The organism is Massilia atriviolacea (assembly GCF_003953935.1).
Lineage (GTDB): Bacteria > Pseudomonadota > Gammaproteobacteria > Burkholderiales > Burkholderiaceae_D > Telluria_A > Telluria_A atriviolacea.
Genome location: NZ_RXLQ01000008.1, coordinates 268204 through 291126, shown reverse-complemented (window position 1 = coordinate 291126; position 22923 = coordinate 268204). Strand labels below are relative to the sequence as shown.

Genomic DNA, 22923 nt, shown 5'->3' with positions numbered 1-22923 from the left:
AAGCAAGTATAGTAAGGCCCTTTCCTGTCCCGCCCATTGATTGAGGAGTTGCCTGGTGGTCTTTCTTATCGGTTTTGCGCTGCTGGTCTGCCTGGTCATCCTGTTCTACCGCGTGACCGACGCGCCGCAAGGCGCGCCCGGCGCCACGCCCGGGACGCCCGCCGCCCCCGGTTCGGCCAGCCTGGCCGGCATCGGCGTGGCTTATATTTCGAACGGCAACCTGTTCTACCAGCCCGACGGCGGCGCGCTGCGCCAGTTGCACAGCCCCTACATCCAGGAAACCGAAGACCGCCTCGCGCGCAGCAACGAGCGCAATTCGTGGAAGAAAAACACCAGCTTCGAAGTGGCCGCCTACGGCCAGATGAAGCAGTTCGGCGGCGCCGAGAGCGCCATCCGGCACACCTCGGCCCAGTTCGACCAGCAGCAATCGATCCTGTATTTCCTGCGCGACGAAACGATCGGCGGCCTGTTCGCGCTCAACCTGGAAAGCGGCGTCGAAACCCGCATCGTGCACCGCCAGCACCTCGACCTGAGCGACCTGCACCTGAACCGCCAGACCGGCAAGCTGGTCTGCACATCCGCGTCGCGCGACAGCAGCACCAACATCGCCACGCTCGATGTGGACGGCAACAGGCTGCGCGAACTGACCGGCGGCGACACGGCCGATTCGGCGCCGGCCTGGTGCGACGATGACACCATCGTCTACCAGTCGGCCGGCTTGGCGCGCGACAAGCAGGGCATGGTCGTGGCGCTCGGCCACAGCACCATCCAGAAACTGGACCTGCGTTCGGGCCAGCTGGAAACCGTGCTCGACGACGCCAACACCGACTTCCTGCATCCGCGCGTGAGCGCCAATGGCGACCTGCTGTTCATCCGGCGCCCGTACGAAGCGCCGCAATACAGCAGCGGCAATCTCCTGCTCGACGCTGTGCTATTCCCCTTCCGCCTGCTGCGCGCGGTATTCCACTACCTGAATTTTTTCTCGATGATGTACAGCCGCAAGCCGCTGACCGGCGCGGGCGGGCCGTCGGCCCAGGCCGACGTCAGGGCGATCATCCTCAAGGGCAAGCGCATCGATGCCGAGAAGGCCCTGCGCAGCGAAAACATGGTGGCCGGCGTGCCCTCGCTGGTGCCGGCCAGCTGGCAACTGGTGCAGCGCAGCCGCCGCGGCGACGAGCGTGTACTGGCGAGCAATGTGGCTTCCTACGACCTGACGCCGTCCGGCCGGATTTTGTATTCCAACGGGCGCGGCGTGTTCCTGCTGGGCGACGATGGCCGCTCGACCCTGGTGCTCAAAGGCGACCTGGTGGGTGACATCATCGCACGTTGACTCGGTGCATCGGGTCAAACACCGCGTCAAGTTCCTGCGCTGAACATCGTTGCAACAGTCCCATGCCGACGGAACGTTGGGTTCCTTCGGCGCGACCGGTGACCACCTTTTTGATATTGATTATTTTTGCCGTGCGCAAGTTGAACAAGAAGGCGACATGCGTTCCTTGCCTGTTCCCACGGCCTGTCCGGGGCGCGGCAAAGTGAATGCCGAGGTAGGGCGGCAGCGTACCGCCGTTCAGATGGTACCAGGAGGCACTGGCGCTGACCTGCGCCATCGTCCGTGACGGCAGCAGCGCCACGATGCAGGACGGCAGCGTCGTCATGTGCTCGCCGAGGCGCAGCGTCACGCTGGCGACAGGGTGTTTCTCACCTGCAGCGGCGAAGGCCACGTTCAGCTGAGCGGGCCGGAACGTGTCGGGAATGGCGTCCATCATGCCTTCCGGAGAAAAATTAACGATGGTATCGCTGTGCGCTAAGCAGGCACTGCTGCTTCCCGCCAGTGCGCCCAGCAACAGCAAATGGTGTACTTTCACATGGTTCTTTCAGCAAATTACATGGCGAGCTTGCGCGCGGCAATCGCCAGGTAGCGCGGATCGCGGTCAACAAGGTCTTCGCAGTAGGCCGACCAGCATAGCTTGACGACGTGCGCATCGGTGGCCCGCGCGGCATGGGCGAGGCACTCCTTCCAGTCGAGGTGCGCGGCGGCGGCGGGACTGGCGGCGCCGCTGGCCTCGACCGTCAGCGTGGCCACCACCACCGCCTCCCACAGGTAGCGCAGGGCCCGCTGCGGCTGGCCCGCATACGGCAGCAGCAGACGGAACGCGTGGCACGCCGTGACCGTGTGCAACAGCGTGAAATCTTCGCGCGCATGGTAGGCGCCGAGCGCGAACTGCGCCACTTGCCGCAAGTCGAGGCCAGACGGCTGGAGCGCGGTCCCGGCCACGCCGGGATGCGCCGCCGCCTGCCGCATGCGGTCGATGATGATGCCGCTCCACGGCGCGTGCCCGGCCACCGCGCGCGCCAGGCGTGCCGCAATGGCGGCCGGCGCCTCGTTCACCGTGTCATCCGGCAAATCCAGGCTCACGTATTCCATGACCCAGTACGCCAGCGCCGCGCAAGCCTCATCCTGCTCGCCGGCATCGATGGCATACGCCAGCCGGATCAGGCAATGGAAGGCCGACGCCGCCACCCCCGGCAACAGGCGCGGCACCCATGCGCGCAACACGGCGTCGAGCCCGTCGCGGCCTGCGCAGGCCCGGAAATATAATTCCAGCCCGCCGGCATTGCGGCCCTTGCCCAGCCAGTCGGCCGCGTCCGTCACGGGGCCGATATCGCCGTCGCGCAGCCGCAATTGGCGGGCATTGGCCTCGTAAGCGCGCTCCATGTGCCCGGCCGGCGCGCCCATGCGGTCGAGCGCGATCAACGTCATCGGCAAGTGATTGGCGAGCCGGTCGCCGTACAGCGGCCCGAAGCGCTTGCTGCGTTCGAGCAAGGCCCGGCAAGTTTCGGAAAGCATCCTCATACACCATATCCATGTCGGTTCGTCCAGCCGACAGCGTAACACCTGTGGCGGCGCCCTGATCTCCCGCGCCGCATCGCCTGTCCATGATCAATTCCACGCGGCGGCAGCGATGCAAACTCGACAGGCCAGGGGCGCCGGCCCCACTCTTTCTAAGAGGTAATCCATGGTCACACGTAAACAAAGCGGACCGTCCACCGACGGCGCAGGCTCCATCTTCAGCACCGTTGCGGGCCCGTCGGATCCGACCCTGCCCGGCAGCCTGGGCACCGCCAATCCTGCTGCGGAACGCCTGCTCGAAAAGGCCGGCGGCGAAGCCGACCTGGCCGACGACCGGCCGTTCAACGCCACCAAGCCGCTCGAATACGGCGACAAGGCAATGACGCCCCATACCGGCGAAGCCTACGCTGCCCCGACCCCGCTGGCCACGGCCAGCACCGGCACCGACAACGTCGCCTCGCCCAAGGTCGGGGCCGGCATCCCGCGCCTGGGCGGCAACGCCCTCAACAGTTCGCTCGACCGGGTGCGCGCCGACGATACCGAACAGCGCCTGAGCACCAACCAGGGCACTGCCGTGTCCAGCAACCAGGATTCGCTCAAGATCGGCCTGCGCGGACCGATCGCGCTGGAAGACTTCGTCATGCGCGAAAAGATCACCCATTTCGACCACGAGCGCATCCCCGAGCGGGTGGTGCATGCGCGCGGTTCGGGCGCGCACGGCTATTTCGAATCCTACCAGGACCTGGGCCAGCTGACGCGCGCCGCGCCGTTTGCCTACGCCGGCAAGCGCACCCCGGTCTTCGTGCGTTTCTCCACCGCCACCGGCGAACGCGGCTCGCCCGACACCGCGCGCGACGTGCGCGGCTTCGCGGTCAAGTTCTACACGGACGAAGGCAACTGGGACCTGGTCGGCAACAACATCCCGGTATTCTTCATCCAGGACCCGATGAAGTTTCCCGACGTCGCCCACGCGCTCAAGCCCGAACCGCACCACGCCATGCCGCAGGCGTCCAGCGCGCACGACAGCTTCTGGGATTTCGCCTCGCTCAGCCCCGAAATCACCCACATGCTGATGTGGATCATGTCCGACCGCGCCATTCCGCGCAGCTACCGCATGATGCAGGGCTTCGGCGTGCACACCTTCAAGCTGGTCAACACCAGTGGCGATGTGCACCTGTGCAAGTTCCACTGGTCGCCGCTGCAAGGCACCCATTCGCTGGTGTGGGACGAAGCGTTCAGGCTGCGTGGACTCGACACCGACTTCCACCGGCGCGACCTGTGGGAAGCCATCGAAGCGGGCAACTTCCCCGAGTACGAGCTGGGCCTGCAAGTATTCACCGACGAGCAGGCCGAGAGCTTCCCCTTCGACGTGCTCGACCCGACCAAATTGATCCCGGAAGAAATGATCCCGGTGTTCCCGGTCGGCCGGCTGGTCCTGAACCGCAACCCGGACAATTTCTTTGCCGAGACCGAACAAGTGGCCTTTTGCACCCAGCACATCGTTCCCGGCATCGACTTCAGCAACGATCCGGTCCTGCAGGGCCGCAACCATTCCTATCCGGATACCCAGATCACGCGCCTGGGCGGCCCCAACTTCCACGAAATCCCCATCAACGCGCCGCTGGCCGAGGTCCACAACAACCAGCGCGACGGCTTTCACCGGCAAACGGTCAACCGCGGCCGGGTCAACTACGAGCCCAACTCGCTGGCCGGCGGCTGCCCGTTCCAGGCCGGGCGCGCCGGTTTCGTCAGCGTGCCCGAGCCCGTGGCCGGCAACAAGCTGCGCGGCAAACCGGCCTTGTTCGCCGACCACTACTCGCAGGCGCGCCTGTTCTGGATCAGCCAGAGCGCGCCCGAGAAAGCCCACATCATCGACGCCTTCCGCTTCGAGCTCACGCGCGTGGAAACGCTGGCGATCCGGGTGCGCATGGTGGCCGGGCTGGTGAATGTGGACGCCAGCCTGGCGCACGCCGTCGCCAGCGGCCTGGGCATCGCGGTGCCGCCGCCCTTGCCCCTGGCCGGCGGCTTGCCGCTGCCGGGCTACCCGCCCTCGCCCGCCCTGTCGCTGCTCACCCGCCCCGGCGTCACCGGCATCCGCACGCGCCAGGTCGCGATCCTGGTCGCGCAAGGCGCCGATGGCGCGGCCGTGCGCGCGGTCTACGCGGCCCTGCTGGAAGCGGGCGCCGTGCCGCGCCTGGTCGGCCAGCGGCTCGGACAGGCCGGCTCGCTCGATGGCGATGCGCTGCATGTCGAAACCACCTTCGACGTCACGCCCTCGGTGGTGTACGACGCGATGGTCGCCCCGGGCGGGGATGACGGCATGATGGCCCTGGCCCGCGATGCGCGCGCGCTCGACTTCGTGCGCGAGCAGTATCGCCACGGCAAGCCGATCCTGGCGATCGGCAACGGCGTCGACCTGCTGGCCTGCGCCGCCATCCCGAGCACCCTGCCGGACGGTTGCGACGACCCCGGCATCGTCAGGACGGCGCCCGGCCTGGTGGCGCTGGCGCTGGCGCAATTCAAACAGGCGCTCGCGCGGCACCGCCTATTCGAGCGCGAAACCGATCCGCCAAGCGTGTAAGCAACAACAGGTGTGGTAAAGCCGGCATGCGCCGGCTTTTTTGTATAAGGCAAAATAGTGGCGGGATATGCGTTTTCCTGTTGAGCTCTGGAAAAAATACCAATAAAGTAGCAAGGGGCGATACCATTACCCGATCCACATTTCCTGCCGGAACACAAGCAGACGTGAATTGCTCGCAACCATGCATCGTGTTCTGGCGCTCGCCGGTGTATCATTGTTGCCTACGACCAAGATCGCCTTTTATTAACCAATTGCCTTGAAATAAGGTAATGACGGAGAGCTGTTCGCGTGTTTACTTTAAGTTACGAAACCAATGTCGGCATAGGCGTTTTGATCATCGTGTTGCTCTACGTGGGCTATCGCGTGCTCATGTACAAGCTGCGCGAACGCGAAATCAAGGCGCTGCAACAGCGCGACGAACCGAGCCTGGTCGATGCGAACGTGCAAGCGAAGAGCTTCGCGCGCCAGCAAGCCGAGAAGGAAGCGGCCGAGGAAGCCGCCCGCGTCGAAGAAGCGCGCCTGATCGCCGAAGCGCGCGCGCAAGCCGAGCACGACCGCCTGGCGGCACTGGAACAAGCCCGCATCGAAGAGGAAGCGCGGCTGGAGGAGATCCGCGAAGCGGCCCGCCTGGACGCCGAACGCGTGGCCGCCGCCGAGGAAGCGGCGCGCCTGGAAGCCGAGCGACTGGCGGCAGCCGAAGCCGAACGCGAGGAAGCGGAACGCCTGGCCGCCCTGGAAGCGGCGCGCCTCGAAGAAGAACGTCTTGCCGCCGAAGAAGCGGCACGTGCCGAAGCGGCGCGCGCCGCCTTCGACGCAGCCGTTCGCGTGGAAGCCGAACGCATCGCCGCCATCAATATCGCCCGCATGGAAGCGGAACGCCTGGCCGCCGAAGAGGCTGCCCGGCAGGAAGCGCAACGCCTCGCCGACGAGCAGGCGGCGCAGCTGGAAGCGCAGCGGCTGGCCGCTGAACAGGCGACCCAGGCGCAAGCGAAGCGCATCGCCGATGAGCAAGCGGCGCAGCTGGAGGCGATCCGCCTGGCCGATGAGCAGGCCGCGCAGCTGGAAGCGAAACGCATCGCCGACGAGCAGGCGGCGCAACTGGAAGCCCAACGCCAGGCCGACGAGCAGGCCGCGCAGCTGGAAGCGAAGCGCATTGCCGACGAGCAGGCGGCACAACTGGAAGCCAGGCGCCTTGCCGATGAACACGCCGCGCAAGTGGAAGCGGAGCGCATCGCCGCCCTCGAAGCGGCCCAGCGCGAGGCCGAGCGCATCGCTGCCGAAGAGGCCGCGCAGCGTGAAGCCGAACGGCTGGCTGCGGAAGAAGCGGCCCGCATCGAAGCCGAGCGCCTCGCTGCCGAAGCAGCGGCGCGCATGGAAGAACAACGCCGCGCCGACGCCGAGGCTGCGCGTCTGCAGGCAGAGCAGGAAGCTGAACGCGTAGCAGCCGAACAAGCCGCCCGCCTCGAGGCCGAGCGCCTTGCGGCGGAACAGGCTGCCCGTGCCGAAGCCGAACGCGTCGCGGCGGAACAAGCGGCACGCGCGGAAGCCGAGCGCCTTGCTGCCGAACAAGCGGCACGCGCCGAAGCCGAACGCGTCGCGGCGGAACAAGCGGCACGCGCGGAAGCCGAGCGCCTTGCTGCCGAACAAGCGGCACGCGCCGAAGCCGAACGCGTCGCGGCGGAACAAGCGGCACGCGCGGAAGCCGAGCGCGTCGCGGCAGAGCAAGCGGCACGGATCGAAGCCGAGCGCGTCGCCGCAGAGCAAGCGGCACGCCTCGAAGCTGAACGCGTCGCCGCTGAGCAGGCAGCACGCGTGGAAGCCGAGCGTCTCGCCGCCGAACAAGCGGCACGTGCGGAAGCCGAGCGTCTCGCAGCGGAAGAAGCCGCACGCCTTGCCGCTGCCGCGAGCGTGCCCGCCGCGCCGCCGGCCGAGGCATCCCCTGTCAAGCGGGTCCACCAGCCCAAGGTCGCCACCGACACCGTGGTCATGATCGCCGACGATTCCAAAGTGGTGCGGGTCAAAACCAACCGTTTGCTGATCAACAACCAGTTCCAGGTGGCGATGGCCGAAGACGGCCTCGACGCGATGAAGCAGATCGCCGAGCGCATGCCCGACGTGCTCATCACCGACGTCGAAATGCCGGGCATGAACGGCTTCGACCTGACCAGGCACGTGCGCCAGAATCCCCTGACGGCGCACATTCCCGTGATCATGATCAGTGCCGAAGAAAGCTACCAGGTCAAGGCCGCCGAAGCCGGTGTCGATGTCCTGCTCGGCAAACCGTATTCGGACGCCGTGATGCTCGATCACATCCAGCGCTTCATGCGCGAAGGCCGCGCCTGAACGGCACGCTTCCTCTCCAACATAACCGCCATCCCTGCAGCGCGCAGGCATGGCGGTTTTTTTCTGCCCAGCAATGTCGGATATCTTTACAGTGCAACTGTCAAATCCGCCCCCACCCATAATTTCATGTTCAGGAACAAGGGGTTAAGTTTCAGGCGCGAAACTTGCTTTTAAAATACGCTTTTGAGAGTAAGCCATGCGGGCAATGCCATATTGCACCAAGCATGGTTAAAAATATAATCACAGTCTGATAGCAATCAGCGACACCTTGAAAAGCGGAAATGAAAAACCTCAAACGTCTACTGAAGATCGCGCCGGTCCTCCTGTGCGCTTACGCCGGCTCGGCCCAGGCCCTCGTCATCAATTTCACCTCGGCGCCCGGCATGGACCCGCTGGCGCTGGCCGGTTTCCAGGCCGCTGCCGCGCGCTGGACCAATGTGTTGCAGGATAATGTACAGGTCAACCTGAACATCGGCTTCATGGAACTGGAACCGGGCGTGCTCGGTTCGACCGCCTCGACCCGCGAACTGTTCAGCTACGACGATTACCGCAATGCGCTTGCCAAGGATGCCTGGAGCGGCAACGACAAGCAGGCCGTGGCGAACCTGTCGACCAGCAGCTGCCTGAATGTCATCATGAACGGCACCGGCACCAACCCGTCGGGCATCGGCAGCGCCACGCCCTTCCTGGACGATAACTGCGACGCCAACAACAGCAGCATCTTCATGACCCGCGCCAATGCGCGCGCGGTCGGCCTGGCCGACGCCAAGGACGACGTCTCCGACGGCGAAATCAATTTCAGCAGCCTGTTCGACTGGGACTTCGATCCGGACAATGGCGTCGACGGCAAGGCCTACGACTTCATCGGCGTGGCCGCGCACGAAATCGGCCACGCGCTCGGCTTCATCAGCGGCGTCGACATCCTCGACTACAACCGTGACGGCGACTATGCCGACGCCGAGTTTACCTTCATCGCCCCGGGCGACCTGTATCGCTGCTCATCGCACAGCGCAAAGAAAGCGGCCGACCTGGACTGGTCGGCCGACACGCGCACCAAGTACTTCTCGCTCGATAAATGCCAGACCACGCTGGCGACCTTCTCCACCGGTTCGGTGTACGGCGACGGCCAGCAGGCCAGCCACTGGCAGGACGACATGAACCTCGGCCTGCTCGACCCGACCGCCGGTTTCGGCGAAAAACTCACGCTGTCGGCGCTGGACAAGCAGTATTTCGACGTGATCGGCTGGAACGTGGTTCCCGAGCCGGGCGCGGTCGGACTGTTCCTGCTTGGCCTGGCCGGCCTGGCGGGCGCGCGCCGCAAGCGCTGACCCGCCGCACCCCGGCGCGGGCCGGCAAGCCGCCCGCCCGCGCCAGGCCTTACTCGCCGCCCGCTGCCTGCTCGAAGCTCAGGTTGCCGCCCCTGACCCGCACCGGAATCGTGTCCTTGGGTCCGAAGCGGCCCGACAGGATCAGCTTCGACAGCGGATTTTCGATCTGCTGCTGGATGGCGCGCTTGAGCGGCCGCGCGCCATACACCGGGTCGTAGCCCGCCTCCGCGATCTTCTGCAGGGCTTCGTCCGAGATATCGAGCGTCATCTCCATCTTCGCCAGGCGCTGCTCGAGTTGCTTGAGCTGGATCTTGGCGATGGCGCCGATGTTCTTCTCGTCGAGCGCATGGAACACCACGATCTCGTCGATCCGGTTGATGAACTCCGGCCGGAAGTGCGAGCGCACCTCCGCCATCACCGCCAGCTTGACCACGCCCGGATCGTCGCTGTCCATCGACTGGATCTTCTGCGATCCCAGGTTCGAGGTCATCACGATCACCGTGTTCTTGAAGTCCACCGTGCGGCCCTGGCCGTCCGTCATGCGGCCGTCGTCGAGCACCTGCAGCAGCACGTTGAAGACATCGCTGTGCGCCTTTTCGACTTCGTCGAGCAGGATCACGCTGTACGGCTTGCGCCGCACCGCCTCGGTCAGGTAACCGCCCTCGTCATAGCCCACGTAGCCGGGCGGCGCGCCGATCAGGCGGGCCACCGAATGCTTCTCCATGAATTCGCTCATGTCGATGCGGATCATCGATTCCTCGGTATCGAACAGGAAGCCGGCCAGCGCCTTGCACAACTCGGTCTTGCCCACGCCCGTCGGTCCGAGGAACATGAAGGAGCCGTACGGACGGTTCGGGTCCGACAGGCCCGCGCGCGAACGCCGGATCGCATCGGCCACGGCGACGATCGCCTCGTCCTGCCCCACCACGCGCTCGTGCAGCTTCTCTTCGATGTGCAGCAGCTTGTCGCGCTCGCCCTGCATCATGCGCGAGACCGGAATGCCGGTGGCGCGCGACACCACTTCGGCGATTTCTTCCGCGCCGACCTGGGTGCGCAGCAGTTTCGGCTTGGCGTTGTCGACGGCCTTGCCAGTATCGGCTTCGGCGTGCTTGAGCTGCGCTTCGAGCTCGGGCAGCTTGCCGTACTGGAGTTCCGACACCTTCTGCCAGTTGCTGTTGCGGGTCGCTTCTTCCATCTGCAAGCGCACGCGCTCGATTTCTTCCTTGATGTGGGTAGTGCCCTGCACCGTCGCCTTTTCGGACTTGAGGATCTCTTCGAAGTCGTTGTACTCGCGCTCCAGGCGCGCGATCTCGTCGTCGATCAGGTCGAGGCGCTTGCGCGAAGCCTCGTCCTTCTCCTTCTTGACCGCTTCGCGTTCGATTTTCAGCTGGATGATGCGGCGTTGCAGCTTGTCCATCACCTCCGGCTTGGAATCGATCTCGATCTTGATCTTCGAGGCCGCTTCGTCGATCAGGTCGATCGCCTTGTCCGGCAGGAAGCGGTCGGTGATGTAGCGGTGCGACAGTTCGGCCGCCGCGATGATGGCGGCGTCGGTGATTTCCACCTTGTGGTGCAGCTCGTACTTGTCCTGCAGGCCGCGCAGGATGGCAATCGTCGCCTCCACCGTCGGCTCGTCCACCAGGATCTTCTGGAAGCGGCGCTCCAGGGCGGCATCCTTCTCGATGTACTTGCGGTATTCGTCGAGCGTGGTCGCGCCGACGCAATGCAGTTCGCCGCGCGCCAGCGCCGGCTTGAGCATATTGCCGGCATCCATGGCCCCTTCCGCCTTGCCGGCGCCGACCATGGTGTGCATCTCGTCGATGAAGACGATGGTCTGGCCTTCGTCCTGCGCCAGCTCCTTCAGCACGGCCTTCAGGCGTTCCTCGAACTCGCCGCGGAACTTGGCGCCGGCCAGCAGGGCCGCCATGTCGAGCGAGAGCACGCGCTTGCCCTTGAGCGAATCGGGCACCTCGCCGTTGACGATGCGCTGCGCCAGCCCTTCGACGATGGCGGTCTTGCCCACGCCCGGCTCGCCGATCAGCACAGGATTGTTCTTGGTGCGCCGCTGCAGCACCTGGATCGCGCGCCGGATTTCGTCGTCGCGCCCGATCACCGGATCGAGCTTGCCCATGCGCGCGCGCTCGGTCAGGTCGAGCGTGTATTTTTTAAGCGACTCGCGCTGGCCTTCGGCGTCGGCCGACTTCACGCCTTCGCCGCCGCGCACGGCCTGGATCGCCGTTTCCAGCGCTTTGCGGGTCAGGCCGTTTTCGCGCGCCAGGGCGCCAGCGTCGGACTTGTCTTCGGTCAGCGCCAGCAGCACCATCTCGCTGGACAGGAACTGGTCGCCGCGCTTTTGCGCTTCCTTGTCGGCCAGGTTGAGCACGCCGACGAACTCGCGTCCCGCCTGCACCTGGCCGCCGTTGCCGGACACCTTCGGCAGGCGCTCCAGGGAGCTGCGCAGGGCCGTGGTCAGGCCGCCCACATTCACGCCGGCGCGCTGCAAGAGCGAGCGCGCGGCCCCATCGTCCTGGTTCAACAGGGCCGATAGCAGGTGGACCGGTTCGATATACTGATTGTCATTGCCCACCGCAAGGCTTTGCGCATCGGACAGCGCTTCCTGCAGTTTGGTTGTCATTTTGTCTTGGCGCATGGTCGGGCTCCACATAAAAGTGTGATTAACTTGTGTAAAAGATTGGGCCGTGCCCGGCTTTTTCAAGACGCCATCCCGGCCCCGGCATCGCCCATGATATTCTTGCGTCTTTGAAACTTTTATTGGATTGCCGCCTTGTCTATTTCTCGACTGAGCGCCCTGGGCGCCCTGCTGCTGGCCGGCGCCGCCTGCGCCGCCGCCCCGGCGCCCGCGCCCGTGCGCGCCGACGCCCTCACCCAGGCCGAGGCGGCCGCGCGCGCGAAGCGCATCGCCAACGTGGCCTATGCGCTCGACTTCACGCTGACCGGCAAAGAGAGCTTCGACGGCACCAGCACCCTGCAGTTCGACCTGGCCGACACCCGCGCCCCCCTCACGGTGGACCTGGACAAGGCGAGCATCGCCAGCCTCACTGTTAACGGCGTGACGGTCGCGCCCCGGTACAACAAGGCCTACATCACCATCGCCGCGCGCGACCTCAAGGTGGGCCGCAACAGCATCACCGTGGCTTACCGGCGCGCCCACAGCACCAACGGCGAAGGCCTGCACCGCATGCTCGACCCGGTCGACGGCAAGGTCTACACCTACTCGCACTTCGAGCCGGCGGCGGCGCAGCAGATGTTCGCCCTGTTCGACCAGCCCGACCTGAAAGCGAGCTACCAGCTGACGGTGACCGCGCCGGCCGACTGGCTGGTGGTCTCCACCCGGCGCGAAAGCGCGGTCGAGGAGCGCGGCGCCACGCGGCGCTGGACCTTCCCCCCCACAAAGCAGCTCTCCTCCTACAATTTCTCGATGCACGCGGGCCCGTACAAGGTCTGGGAAGACAACAGCGGCCCGTATCCGATGCGCCTGTTCGCGCGCCAGTCGGTGGCGGCGCAGGTCGCGCCGGCCGACTGGTTCAGCTACACCCGGCAGGGCCTGGCCTGGTTCGACGATTACTTCGGCATCCCCTACCAGTTCGAGAAATACGACCAGCTGCTGGTACCCGACTTCCTGTACGGCGCGATGGAAAACGCGGCGGCGGTCACCTTCGCCGAGGACGGCTTTCTGTACAAGGCGGCCATGACCGACGCCCAGCGCGAAAGCCTGGCCGAAGTGATCATGCACGAGATGGCGCACCAGTGGTTCGGCGACCTGGTGACCATGAAATGGTGGAACGGCCTGTGGCTCAACGAGAGCTTCGCTTCCTTCATGGCGACCATGGCCACGGCCGAAGCGACCGAATTCAGCGGCGCCTGGCAGACCTTCTACAGCGAAGGCAAGCAGGAAGCCTACGTGCAGGACCAGAGCCCGGCCACGCACCCGATCGAAGTGCCGGTGGCGTCGAGCGCCAACGCCTTCGACAACATCGATGCGATCACCTACTCGAAAGGCGCGTCCACCCTCAAGCAGCTGCGCCACCTGCTGGGCGACGAGGTATTTCGCAAGGGCGTGCACAACTACCTGGTCAAGTACCAGTACAAGAACGCCAGGCTCGACGACTTCATCGGCAGCCTGGGCGAGGCGGCCGGGCGCGACCTCGGGCCGTGGACGCGGCAATGGCTGTACAAGGCCGGCGTGAACACGCTGGCGGCCGAATACCGCTGCAGCGCCGGCAAGGTCGCCAGCTTCGCCTTGCGCCAGAGCGCCCCGGCCGCGCTGCCGGCCCTGCGCGAACAGCGGGTGCAGGTCGCCACCTTCGTGCTCGATGGCGGCAAGCTCGCTCCGGGCAAGACCGTGGCGGTTACCTACAGCGGCGCCTCGACCAGCGTGCCGGCGCTGGTGGGGACGGCCTGTCCCGACCTGGTGTATCCGAACTACCAGGACTGGGGCTACGTCAAGGTCAAGCTGGACAAGCGCTCGTTCGCCACCGCCAGCGCCCACCTGGGCGCCATCGAGGAGCCGCTGCTGCGCGCGATGATGTGGCAAAGCCTGTGGGACGGCGTGCGCGATGGCGAACTGCCGCTGGAACGCTTCATCCAGACCGCGCTGGCCAACGCCCCGGCGGAGCAGAACTACAAGCTGCTCGGCGACGTGCTGGGCAAGGTGGCGGGCGCCAAGTACTACCTCGACGTGATGCACGCGCCGCCGCGCTACGCGCACAAGACCATCGCCGCACTGGAAGCGATGACCTGGCGCGGGGTGGAAGCGAGCAGGGGCAACGCCAACTTCACGCACCGCTGGATGGATGCTTACCTGAACGCCGCCACCACCGCGCAGGCGCAAGACCGGCTGGTATCGATCCTGGACGGCGGCACCGTGCTCGAAGGCGTGCCGCTGGACCAGGACCTGCGCTGGAAGATCGTCGAGGCGCTGAGCCGCGCCGGTTACGCCGGCAGCGCGGCGCTGGTCGCGGCGGAACAGGCGCGCGACAATTCCGATACGGGCCAGGCGGCCGCGCTGCGCGCCACCGTGCTCCGGCCCGACGCCGCCGTCAAGCGCCAGTGGCTGGCGACGGTCATGGACCTGAACACCACCCTGCCGTTCTCGCGCGTACGCACGGCGATGGAAAACCTGTATCCGGCCCGGCAGCGCGCCCTGAGCGAACTGACGGCGGCCGAGCGCCTGCGCCGCCTGCCGGCCCTGGACAAGGCCGCCGGCCCGGTCTACATGCGCGCCTGGGCCGCGACGCTGATACCGAAAGACTGCACGCCGGCCAGCGTGGCGCGCCTGGCGCAAGCGGGCCGGCAGTTCAGGGGATTATCGGAAGGGACCATGCGCGCGCTGCGCGACGAGCATGAAAACGAGCGGCGCTGCCTGGCGGTGAGGAAGGCGATGACGTTCCCGCAGGAGTGAGGCGGACGGCCAGGACGGCAAGGACGGCCGGGCCATGGCGGCCAGGATGGCAAGGACGGCCGGGCCATGGCGGCCCGGCCGGCACGGCTTATTCCTTGCCCGCGTCGAAGTAGGTGCCGCCCGCCTCCTGCGACAGCGCGACGTCGCGCACGTTCTTTTGCACGGCCACCGCCGCGAACAGGCTCAGCACGAAGGACATCGCATAGAAGCCCTTTTCGCTCGGCGCCAGGGTGGCGTTCCACAGGCCGACCGTCAGCAGCAGCACCGACAGCAGCACCGAGACCCAGCACAGCGCGAAGTAAATCCCCGTCACCTTGACGCCTTCGAGGCGGTCGCGCACCGATTTTTGCAGCGACACGGCGGCGAACAGTCCGTACATCAGCAAGGTGAAGTAGTAGCCGCGCTCATTGAGCTGCATCGTCGAGTTCCACAGCCCGACGAGAAAGGTACCGGCGCCGACGAACAGGGCGGCCCAGGATGCGCCGATAAAGGCGCCGGTAGGGCGTTGCGGCAGTTGCTTGGACATTGAATTCTCCTTGGTTTGACGTCACGTGGATAAAGCGCGCCAGCTGGCATGGCCGGCGATACAGCAGATAATCGATCCGGCCAGGTGCAGCCCCGCATGCGCCAGCGCCCAGCCATAGTCGCCGCGTTCGAGCAGCGCCATCGCTTCGCCCGAAAAGGTGGAAAACGTGGTCAGCCCGCCCAGGAATCCGGTCACCGCGAACAGGCGCCATTCGGGCGGCAGTTGCGGGTGCGCCGCAAAAAAGGCCAATGCCACGCCGATCAGGTAGCCGCCGGCCAGGTTCACGGCCAGGGTGCCGAGTTGCAGCTTCGGGTGCCAGGCGCCCATCCACACGCCCACTCCCCAGCGCAGCCACGCACCGAGCGCGGCTCCCACGCCGACGGCGAGCGCATTCACCTGTCGGCCCACTTGGCCAGCGCGGCGTCGTCGCTGACGCGGGCGTCGACCCAGCGCGCGCCGTCCGGCGTTTGCTCCTTCTTCCAGAACGGGGCGTCCGTCTTGAGGTAATCGATGATGAATTCGCAGGCCGCAAACGCCTCGCCCCGGTGCGCGGCGGTGCAGGCCACCAGCACGATCTGGTCGAGCGGCGCCAGCGGACCGACCCGGTGCACCACCAGCGCGCCGTACAGCGGCCAGCGCTCGGCCGCCTGCGCCACGATCTTTTCCAGCGCCTGTTCGGTCATGCCCGGATAGTGTTCGAGCTCCATGGCGGCCACGCTGGCGCCGTCGTTCATGTCGCGCACCGTGCCGGCGAAGCTGACCACCGCGCCGATGCGCGCATCCTGCGCGCGCAGGGCGGCGATCTCGGTACTGAGGTCGAAGTCGGCGGTCTGCACCCGCACGGCCATCATTTGCCGTCCCTGGCAATGCGCGTGAACAGGTGTTCGATGCGCGACGCGGTGCGGTCGTCGACCAGCGCCGGGGTGGCGCACAGCTGCAGGAACTGGGCCGCCTGGTTGCCCGGCTTTTGCCCGGACTTGAGCGAGGACTGCAGGGTCTCGACCTGGAGTTTCAGGCGCTCGCGCGCGAACTCGCTGCCGCTGTCGATGCCGGCCGCGATTTCGAGGCGCAGGATCTCGTGCAGCAGCGGCTCGCGGTTCTTTTCGAGCAGCGCGGCATACGCGGCACGGCCTTCGCCGCGCGCCGCCAGCGCCGCATCGAAACGGGCCCTGAGCGTGCGTTCGTAGCTGGCGTCGAGTGCCGGCAAGGCGCTCCAGCGGGCGGCCCAGTCGCTGCCCTCGGCCTGTTCGGCGCCGGCGGCGACGGCGGCGTCGAGTTCCTGGCACAGGCGCAGCTTGTCGCGCAGCGCGCTGGCCTGGGCCCGGCTGGCGTCGCGCCTGGCGGCGTCCAGATGGTGCTGCAGCGCGGCGATGGCGGCGTGATAGCGCTTCTCGACCTTGGCTTCGTTGGCGCGCGGGACGGCGCCGATGGCGTGCCATTCGGCGGCCGCTTCGCGCAGCAGCCTGCCGGCATGGGCGGCGGCGTCAGGCTCGGCCGCGGCCTGTTCGAGGCGCGCGCTGATCGCGTCCTTGGCTTCCTGGTGGCTGCGCCGTTCGGCGTCGGCCGCGTGGGCGCTCTCCTTGCGGCGCGCGAAGACGGCGTCGCAGGCGGCGCGGAATTTCTGCCACAGGGCCTGCTCGGACTTGCGTTCGAGCGGCACGGCCCTGGCATGTTCCTGCCAGCGTTCCTGCAGCGCGCGCAGGGTGTCGAGCGCGTGGCGGTCGTGGGCGTCGAGCGCGGCCACCTGGGCGATCATCGCTTCGCGTTCGGCCACTTCGTTCTTGCGCTGCTGTTCCAGCGGCGCCTGCAAGGTGTTGAGCGCGTCGGTGAATTCGTGGTCGAGACGCTTCTTTTCCTTGCGGTCGATCGCGCCCAGGTGGCTCCAGGCCAGGCGCATGCGCTGCACGGTGGCGGCCATGTGCTTCCAGTCGACGCTCTCGCCGCCGGCCAGCTTGGCGGTTTCCTGCGCCGCTTCGGCGATCAGGGCTTGCGCCTTGGCCGCGTTGGTGTGGCGCTCGTCGGCCAGGTGCTTGAAGTGGGCGGCCGCCGGCGCGTAGGCGGCGCTGCAGGCGGCGTCAAAGCGCTCCCACAGGCTCTTCGGCGCGGCGCCGGACAAGGTGTCGAGCGCCTTCCAGCGTTCGCGCATGCTGCCGACCTTCTTGGCCAGTTCGCTCATCGCCAGTTTTTGCGTGGTGAGCTGCTCGACCGCCTTGATCAGTTCCTCGCGCGAGACATTGCCGCCCCAGCGCGCCCAGTCCGACAGGCGTTTGAGTTCGGCGCGCGCGTGCGCCAGGCGCTCCGACATGGCGGGCGTGGGGCGCGTGCCCTTGCTGTCCTTGAGGATCTTGTCCATCTCGGCCGCGCTGCCCAGCGAGCCTTGCTGCAGGGCCGCTTCCATGGCGTCGAGCGCGTCGATGAAGTGCTGGTCGGGCGCCTGCGCCGGCGTGTTCTTGCGCGGCTCCCTGGCCGGCTTGCCCGGCACCGGGGCCGGCGCCGGGAACGAAGCGAGCAGCACCTCGAAGCGCTGCTGCAGGTCGGCCGCTTGCGCGGGCGGGGCCGGCGGCAATTGCTGCCAGGCTTTTTTGAGCTGCTCCTGGTTGACATTGCCGGGCGGGGTGGCGCGCCATTCGGCCAGCGCCGTCTCGCGCGCGATCACGGCCGACTGGCCCTGCTCCAGCGCGCCGAGCGAGGCCGTCAGGCGCGCGTGCTCGGAGGCGAATTCGTTGGTCAGGCTGCGCGGCAGCGAGACGTGTTCCGGCGCGGCCAGGGCGGCGGCCTGGGTCTCGGCCATCCGCTCCAGCCGCTCGGCCAGTTCGGCGGCGCGCAGGCCGCTCGTTTCCAGCGCGCGCAAGGCGCCCAGGCTGTCGATCATGGCGCGCTGCAGGGTCACCTGCGCTTCCAGGCGCTGGGCCAGCTGCGCGCGGATGGCGTCGAACTGCCCGGCCAGCTCGGGCGCGGCGATCACCGACCAGCGGCGGTCCAGGTCGGCCACCTGGTTGGGCGAGAGTTTTTCGTCGGCGAGCAACACCTGGGCTTGCTCGATGCAGGCCTGGCCGCGCGCCAGTTCGGCCTGGTGATGGCGCAAGGCGTCCAGGCGCGACTGCATCAGCTTGGCGACGCGGCGGTCCGTGTTGCGCATGGCGGCGTGGACTTTTTCGAGCTGGGCGGCCGTATGGACGTGCTCGGCGGCGGCCAGGCGCAGCTCGGAAAAATCGGATTGCAGGATGAACTCGACGGCGGCCGCTTCGTCGCCGGCCAGCGCGGCTACCTTTTCGGCCTGCTGGGCACGCAGCACGCTGGTCTGCGAGGGCTGCGGCGCCGGATGCGGGCTCGCCTGCGCGGACTTCCCGGCAGGGGTGTCGGACTTGTCGGCCGGTCGCTTGAAAAGGAATTCGAACATGACGTGATATCAACCATTCAAAACCACCATGATAGCAAGAATGGCGCGGAAAGCACGCGATCGGATCGAGTATTAATGCCCGATACCGCCGGTGGCGAGGCCGCGCGCGTTGCACGCGCGGCCGCAGGCGGCCCGCCCGCCGCTGTCGTCAGCCCGCCCTCAGTGGGCGAGCGGGGTCGCGAACTGGCTCGCCCACTGGCTGGCCGGCTGGCGTGCCCCGGACTCGTCGGCCCGCGCCGGGGCGGCGTCGCGCGCCCGCCTGGCCGGCGCGACAGGCTGGCGCGCCGGCTTGCGGTCTTGTTCGTAAGCATCATGCAGCAGCATTTGATTGGCAATAGAAAACCACGCCTCGCCGGAAATCACCGCCCGCGCCACCGGGAACAATTCCTGCTCCTCGCGCTCCAGGCGCTTGAGCGTGGCGCTGCAAAAGGCTTCCAGCGCGGCGCAGAACTGGGCCACGACGGCGTAGGTGTCGAGCGCCGCGACGCCGAAGCGCACCACCAGCACGCCCACCGCGTCGGTGGCGACCCGGCCCAGCTCCTCGAGGTCGAGCAGCAGCCGGTCGGCGGCCGCACTGACCTTGCGGATGGCGGGCACCAGGAACATATCCACCTTGCGCCAGTGGCAATTGTCGTACAGGCGTTTGACCATCTCGCATGCGGCGCCGACTTGCCCGGCGGCCAGCGCATTCTGGTGCGCGAAGGCCGAATGAAGCAACTTTTGCAATGCCTGCACTTGCTTGCGGATATTCACTTGCTCGACAGACAGCGCAACCAGGGTATATGTCGCCGTTAACATTCGTTCTCCTCAGAAGTTGCCCGCATACGCAAGACCCGGTCGCTGGAAACGCCGGGAAACCTGGCTCGATTCGTGTGGTCAGGCAGGCTTGGAGGAAGCCCCTGGAGTTGCTATTTATGAACTCTTGCCTCAGCCCGGAGAAACCAGTGTAAAGAACTCCGACACCACCCGTTTGATCTAGCGCAAGGCGCGCGTCATCAGCGGATTGTCTTGTCGGCACATCGCAACGTGACTACCGGAATGTTTTAACGAAATGCCACGCTTTGTTCTTGCACCCAAGATTTTTTCAAGCGTGTGGAGCACAGCGCCGGAAATTGCGCGCAGAATGTAAGTCAGCGTGCGGCCACATTTCAACCACGTGCGGCTGCGCCCTGTCGTCCGATGCCACTCAACCATCATGGGGATGCCTATTCCTTCCGCCAGCGCACTTCGCCGCTCAGCCAGGCGCCTGTTCCGGGTTCTGTTGCTCCCCTGCTTCGCGCTGGCGCTGGTGGCGTCCATGTGGATCACCCTGTTCCACCAGATGGGGGTCGAGCGCGCCGCCGCCCATCACGACGCGGTCGTCGGCAGTCAGGCGCTGGCGCGCGTGCTGTCGGAGCACGTCAGCCACATCCTGCGCCAGAGCGACCATGCGACCCAGTTGTTCAAACTCAAGTTCGAGGAAACCGACGGCGCCCTGCGCCTGCCCGAATTCAGCCAGCGCAACGGCTTGCTCGACAGCGTGCTGCCTGCCAAGCTCAACCTGCCGATGGCCCTGCTCGACCGCGACGGCCAGGTGGTCGACAGCGCCAACGGCTTCGCGGCCGCCGGCGCCGCCGGCGCACCCTGGTTCCAGGCGCTGGCGCGCGGCAGCGGCGACACGCCCCAGTTCACCACCCCGCTGATCGAAGCGCGCAGCGGCAAGTGGATGATCCAGATCGCGCGCCGCCTCAACGCCGGCGCGGGACGCTTCGCAGGCGCCATCGTGATCATGATCGACCCGCTGTACTTCGTCGACGACTACGACCGCGTCCACGTCGACGACGAAGCGGCCCTGTTCCTGTGGGCGCACGACGCCCGCTTGACCATCGGCCGCGTGGGCGAACGCCTGTTCGTCGGCGAGAAGCTGGGCTTTCGCGCGCGCAGCCATGGCTCGGACGAACTGGTGCCGACCGCGCCGCCGGACCGCATCGAGCGCATCTACAGTTTCAGCGACATGGACCGCTACGCCCTGGTGGCGGTGGTCGGCATCACCGAGCGCTCCGCGATGGCGAAATTCGAGCGCCACCGCATCCGCTACCTGTCGATGGCGCTGGGCGCGACCCTGGCCATCGTCCTGGTCACGGCGCTGCTGATGCGCCAGAGCGCGCGCCTGCGCGCCAGCATGCGCGCCGCGCGCGACGCCCAGGCCACCTCGCGCGCGGCGGCCGAGGGCAGCCTCGATGGGGTCATGTTCCTCAAGGCCCGCCGCAACGCCCACGGCGAGCTGCTCGACTTCAGCATCACCGACATCAACGACAAGGGCGCGGCCCTGTTCGGGCACGCGCGCGCCGACCTGATCGGACAAGGCATCCTGCCGCTGCTGCCGGGCGGGGTCGAGCCGCCGTTCCTGGCGCGCTACGCGCAGGTGCTAAGCGAGTCGCGTCCGCTGGAAGAAGAAGTCGAACTGCGTACCCCGGGCGAGCGCGTGGCCTGGATCCGCCACCAGATCGTGCCGCTGCCCGACGGCGTGGCGGTGAGCTGGCGCGACATCAGCGCGCGCAAGCTGGCCGAACTCGAAATCAGCGGCAACCGCGGCTTTTTGCAATCGCTGATCGAGCACCTGCCGCTGCTCATTTACGTCAAGAGCGTGCGCCCGGCCAGTTTCGGCACCATGGTGGTCTGGAACAAGGCGGCCGAAGCGGCCACCGGCTACGCCGCCGACGAGGTGATCGGCAAGACCGACTGCAGCGCCTTCGCGCCCGATTTCGCCTTGTGCAGTCCCGAAGAAGACCGCGCCATGATGGCCAGCCCGGCGGCGGTCGACCTGCCCGAAAAGCCGCTGCGCCGGCCCGACGGCGAACTGCGCTACCTGCACACGGTGTCGGTGCCGCTGTTCGACAACGACGGCGTGATCGAGTACATCCTGTGCATCGCCGAAGACGTGACCCGGCGCCACGAACAGGACCAGAACCTGCGCAACAGCGAAGCGCAGCTGACCGCGATCACCAACGCCTCGCCGCTCGGCCTGATCCGCGCCGACCTGCGCGGCGCGTGCACCTACGTCAACCGCATGTTCGAAACCATCACCGGACTGGCGCGCGAGCAGGCCCTGGGCCGCGGCTGGAAGGATGCGCTCCATCCGCAGGACCGCGACAGCCTGGACGGCATCTTCCAGCACCAGCGCCGCAATGCCGAGCCGTTCAAGAAAGTGGTGCGCTGCCTGCATCCGGACGGCAGGCTGGTATGGGCCTCGATCAAGGTGGCGGCGGTGCGCATCGGCGAACGCATCGAAGGCTTCGTCGGCACCATCGACGACATCACCACCCTGCTCGAAGCCGAGATGGCGCTGCGCGAAAGCGAGGCGCGCCTGCGCACCATCGCCGACACCCTGCCGGCGATGGTGGCCTACATCGACGCCAACCAGGTCTACCGCTTCCACAACCGGGCCTACGACCGCGAGTTCGGCGGCGGCGGCGCGTGCATGTCCGGCATGACGGTGCGCCAGACCGTCGGCGAAAAGCGCTTCGCCACGCTCGAACCGTACATCCTGCGCGCGCTCAAGGGCGAGACCCTGGTCTTCGAGGAGCACGACGAGGGCGACGGCGGCGAGCGCGCGCTGGAAGTGACCTACATTCCGCAGCTGGGCGAGGATGGCGTCACCGTGGTCGGCTTCCACGTCATGCGCCAGGACATCACCTCGCAGAAGCGCGAGAAGAAGCGCCTGCTCAAGCTGGCCCAGGTCGACGCCCTGACCGGGCTGGCCAACCGCGCCGGCTTCCTGCACAAGCTCGGGATGGCCATGCGCGAGAGCGCCGACGAGGGCCAGCTGATGGCGCTGATGTACATGGACATCGACCATTTCAAGCCGGTCAACGACACCCACGGCCACCATGTGGGCGACGCCCTGCTCAAGGCGTTTTCGGCGCGCCTGACGCAGACCCTGCGCGCCAGCGACACCGTGGCGCGCATGGGCGGCGACGAATTCACCATCATCATGGAAAAGCTGGCGCGCCCGGAAGACGCGGCGGCCATCGCGGCCAAGATCGTCGGCGCGATGCAGGCGCCGTTCGAGCTGGGGACGGTGACGGTGTCGGTCTCGGCCAGCATCGGACTGGCATACTTCAGCGGCGGCGCGGCGGATCCGGACGCGCTGCTGCAACAGGCCGACATGCAGCTGTACCAGGCCAAGCAGGCCGGGCGCAATACCTGGCGCGCGGCGGCGTGACGGTCGGCGCTAGGCTCCCGGCCAAGCACCCGCTCGCAGAAACCTCGCACCCGCCTTTTTGCGACGCACGGGACCGAAGGTAATCCAGACGAATGGCGCGATCATTGAGGCTACTGCCAACGGGACCGGGCGGCCCATCATCACACGCGACAAGAAGGATGTCTCCGGCCCACATGTCGGCATTTCCCACGCACTGGCGACACGCGCCGTTGTGCAAGTCAGTCACGTCGTTCCTCCACCTGCGCAGTGAAGCGCCCGGCAAACGCGC

General features: G+C 66.9%; 14 protein-coding genes. 6 read left to right on the top strand and 8 right to left on the bottom strand.

Annotation, left to right across the window (positions count from 1 at the left end; all coding sequences use genetic code 11):
• Positions 1-55: 55 nt before the first annotated feature.
• Entirely contained in the window at positions 56-1330 is a 1275-nt protein-coding gene (locus tag EJB06_RS17120; protein WP_126075230.1) for a TolB family protein, read from the top strand.
• Here the strand turns inward: EJB06_RS17120 and EJB06_RS17115 are convergent.
• Both EJB06_RS17115 and EJB06_RS17110 read right to left on the bottom strand, forming a co-directional pair.
• On the bottom strand, positions 1317-1865 hold the full coding sequence (locus tag EJB06_RS17115) for a hypothetical protein (RefSeq protein WP_126075229.1): 549 nt from the start codon (positions 1863-1865) through the stop codon (positions 1317-1319). The genes EJB06_RS17120 and EJB06_RS17115 overlap by 14 nt on opposite strands.
• 17 nt (positions 1866-1882) lie before the next feature.
• Positions 1883-2854 (bottom strand): questin oxidase family protein, encoded by a 972-nt coding sequence (locus tag EJB06_RS17110; RefSeq protein WP_126075228.1) that lies wholly within the window; start codon positions 2852-2854, stop codon positions 1883-1885.
• A gap of 163 nt (positions 2855-3017) precedes the next feature.
• Between EJB06_RS17110 and EJB06_RS17105 the strand changes: the two genes are divergently transcribed.
• From EJB06_RS17105 to EJB06_RS17095, 3 genes are all read left to right on the top strand, one after another.
• On the top strand, positions 3018-5432 hold the full coding sequence (locus EJB06_RS17105; protein WP_126075227.1) for a catalase: 2415 nt from the start codon (positions 3018-3020) through the stop codon (positions 5430-5432).
• A 288-nt stretch (positions 5433-5720) separates the two neighbouring features.
• A complete protein-coding gene (locus tag EJB06_RS17100) occupies positions 5721-7775 on the top strand; it encodes a response regulator (RefSeq protein WP_126075226.1) in 2055 nt (684 codons plus the stop codon).
• Between the two features lie 281 nt (positions 7776-8056).
• Complete coding sequence (locus tag EJB06_RS17095) at positions 8057-9103, top strand: NF038122 family metalloprotease (RefSeq protein WP_126075225.1); 1047 nt, start codon at positions 8057-8059, stop codon at positions 9101-9103.
• Between the two features lie 49 nt (positions 9104-9152).
• Here the strand turns inward: EJB06_RS17095 and clpB are convergent, their stop codons facing one another.
• On the bottom strand, positions 9153-11753 hold the full coding sequence (gene clpB / locus EJB06_RS17090) for an ATP-dependent chaperone ClpB (protein ID WP_126075224.1): 2601 nt from the start codon (positions 11751-11753) through the stop codon (positions 9153-9155).
• Positions 11754-11888: 135 nt separating this feature from the next.
• Between clpB and pepN the strand changes: the two genes are divergently transcribed.
• Entirely contained in the window at positions 11889-14525 is a 2637-nt protein-coding gene (gene pepN / locus EJB06_RS17085) for an aminopeptidase N (RefSeq protein WP_229427132.1), read from the top strand.
• Positions 14526-14613: 88 nt separating this feature from the next.
• Here the strand turns inward: pepN and yiaA are convergent, their stop codons facing one another.
• The 5 genes from yiaA to EJB06_RS17060 form a co-directional block, all read right to left on the bottom strand.
• On the bottom strand, positions 14614-15051 hold the full coding sequence (yiaA, locus tag EJB06_RS17080; RefSeq protein WP_126075223.1) for an inner membrane protein YiaA: 438 nt from the start codon (positions 15049-15051) through the stop codon (positions 14614-14616).
• 21 nt (positions 15052-15072) lie between these two features.
• Positions 15073-15447 (bottom strand): fluoride efflux transporter CrcB, encoded by a 375-nt coding sequence (gene crcB / locus EJB06_RS17075; protein ID WP_126075222.1) that lies wholly within the window; start codon positions 15445-15447, stop codon positions 15073-15075.
• Positions 15444-15899, bottom strand: coding sequence for a molybdopterin synthase catalytic subunit MoaE (gene moaE, locus EJB06_RS17070; RefSeq protein ID WP_126075303.1), 456 nt, complete (start codon positions 15897-15899; stop codon positions 15444-15446). The genes crcB and moaE overlap by 4 nt, the downstream gene beginning before the upstream one ends.
• Positions 15899-18451: a DUF349 domain-containing protein gene (locus EJB06_RS17065; RefSeq protein ID WP_126075221.1), complete on the bottom strand. Its 2553-nt coding sequence runs from the start codon at positions 18449-18451 to the stop codon at positions 15899-15901. The genes moaE and EJB06_RS17065 overlap by 1 nt, the downstream gene beginning before the upstream one ends.
• Positions 18452-18610: 159 nt before the next feature.
• On the bottom strand, positions 18611-19249 hold the full coding sequence (locus tag EJB06_RS17060) for a hypothetical protein (protein WP_126075220.1): 639 nt from the start codon (positions 19247-19249) through the stop codon (positions 18611-18613).
• Positions 19250-19712: 463 nt separating this feature from the next.
• On the opposite strand from EJB06_RS17060, the gene EJB06_RS17055 reads away from it, so the two are divergent.
• On the top strand, positions 19713-22655 hold the full coding sequence (locus EJB06_RS17055) for a PAS domain S-box protein (protein WP_229427131.1): 2943 nt from the start codon (positions 19713-19715) through the stop codon (positions 22653-22655).
• Positions 22656-22923 lie beyond the last annotated feature (268 nt).

Bases quoted from the DNA above. Each gene is read 5' to 3' on its own strand.
- moaE (WP_126075303.1), bottom strand. From the start codon at position 15,899: ATGGCCGTGCGGGTGCAGACCGCCGACTTCGACCTCAGTACCGAGATC.
- EJB06_RS17060 (WP_126075220.1), bottom strand. From the start codon at position 19,249: ATGTTAACGGCGACATATACCCTGGTTGCGCTGTCTGTCGAGCAAGTG.
- EJB06_RS17105 (WP_126075227.1), top strand. From the start codon at position 3,018: ATGGTCACACGTAAACAAAGCGGACCGTCCACCGACGGCGCAGGCTCC.
- clpB (WP_126075224.1), bottom strand. From the start codon at position 11,753: ATGCGCCAAGACAAAATGACAACCAAACTGCAGGAAGCGCTGTCCGAT.
- yiaA (WP_126075223.1), bottom strand. From the start codon at position 15,051: ATGTCCAAGCAACTGCCGCAACGCCCTACCGGCGCCTTTATCGGCGCA.
- EJB06_RS17065 (WP_126075221.1), bottom strand. From the start codon at position 18,451: ATGTTCGAATTCCTTTTCAAGCGACCGGCCGACAAGTCCGACACCCCT.
- EJB06_RS17095 (WP_126075225.1), top strand. From the start codon at position 8,057: ATGAAAAACCTCAAACGTCTACTGAAGATCGCGCCGGTCCTCCTGTGC.
- EJB06_RS17110 (WP_126075228.1), bottom strand. From the start codon at position 2,854: ATGAGGATGCTTTCCGAAACTTGCCGGGCCTTGCTCGAACGCAGCAAG.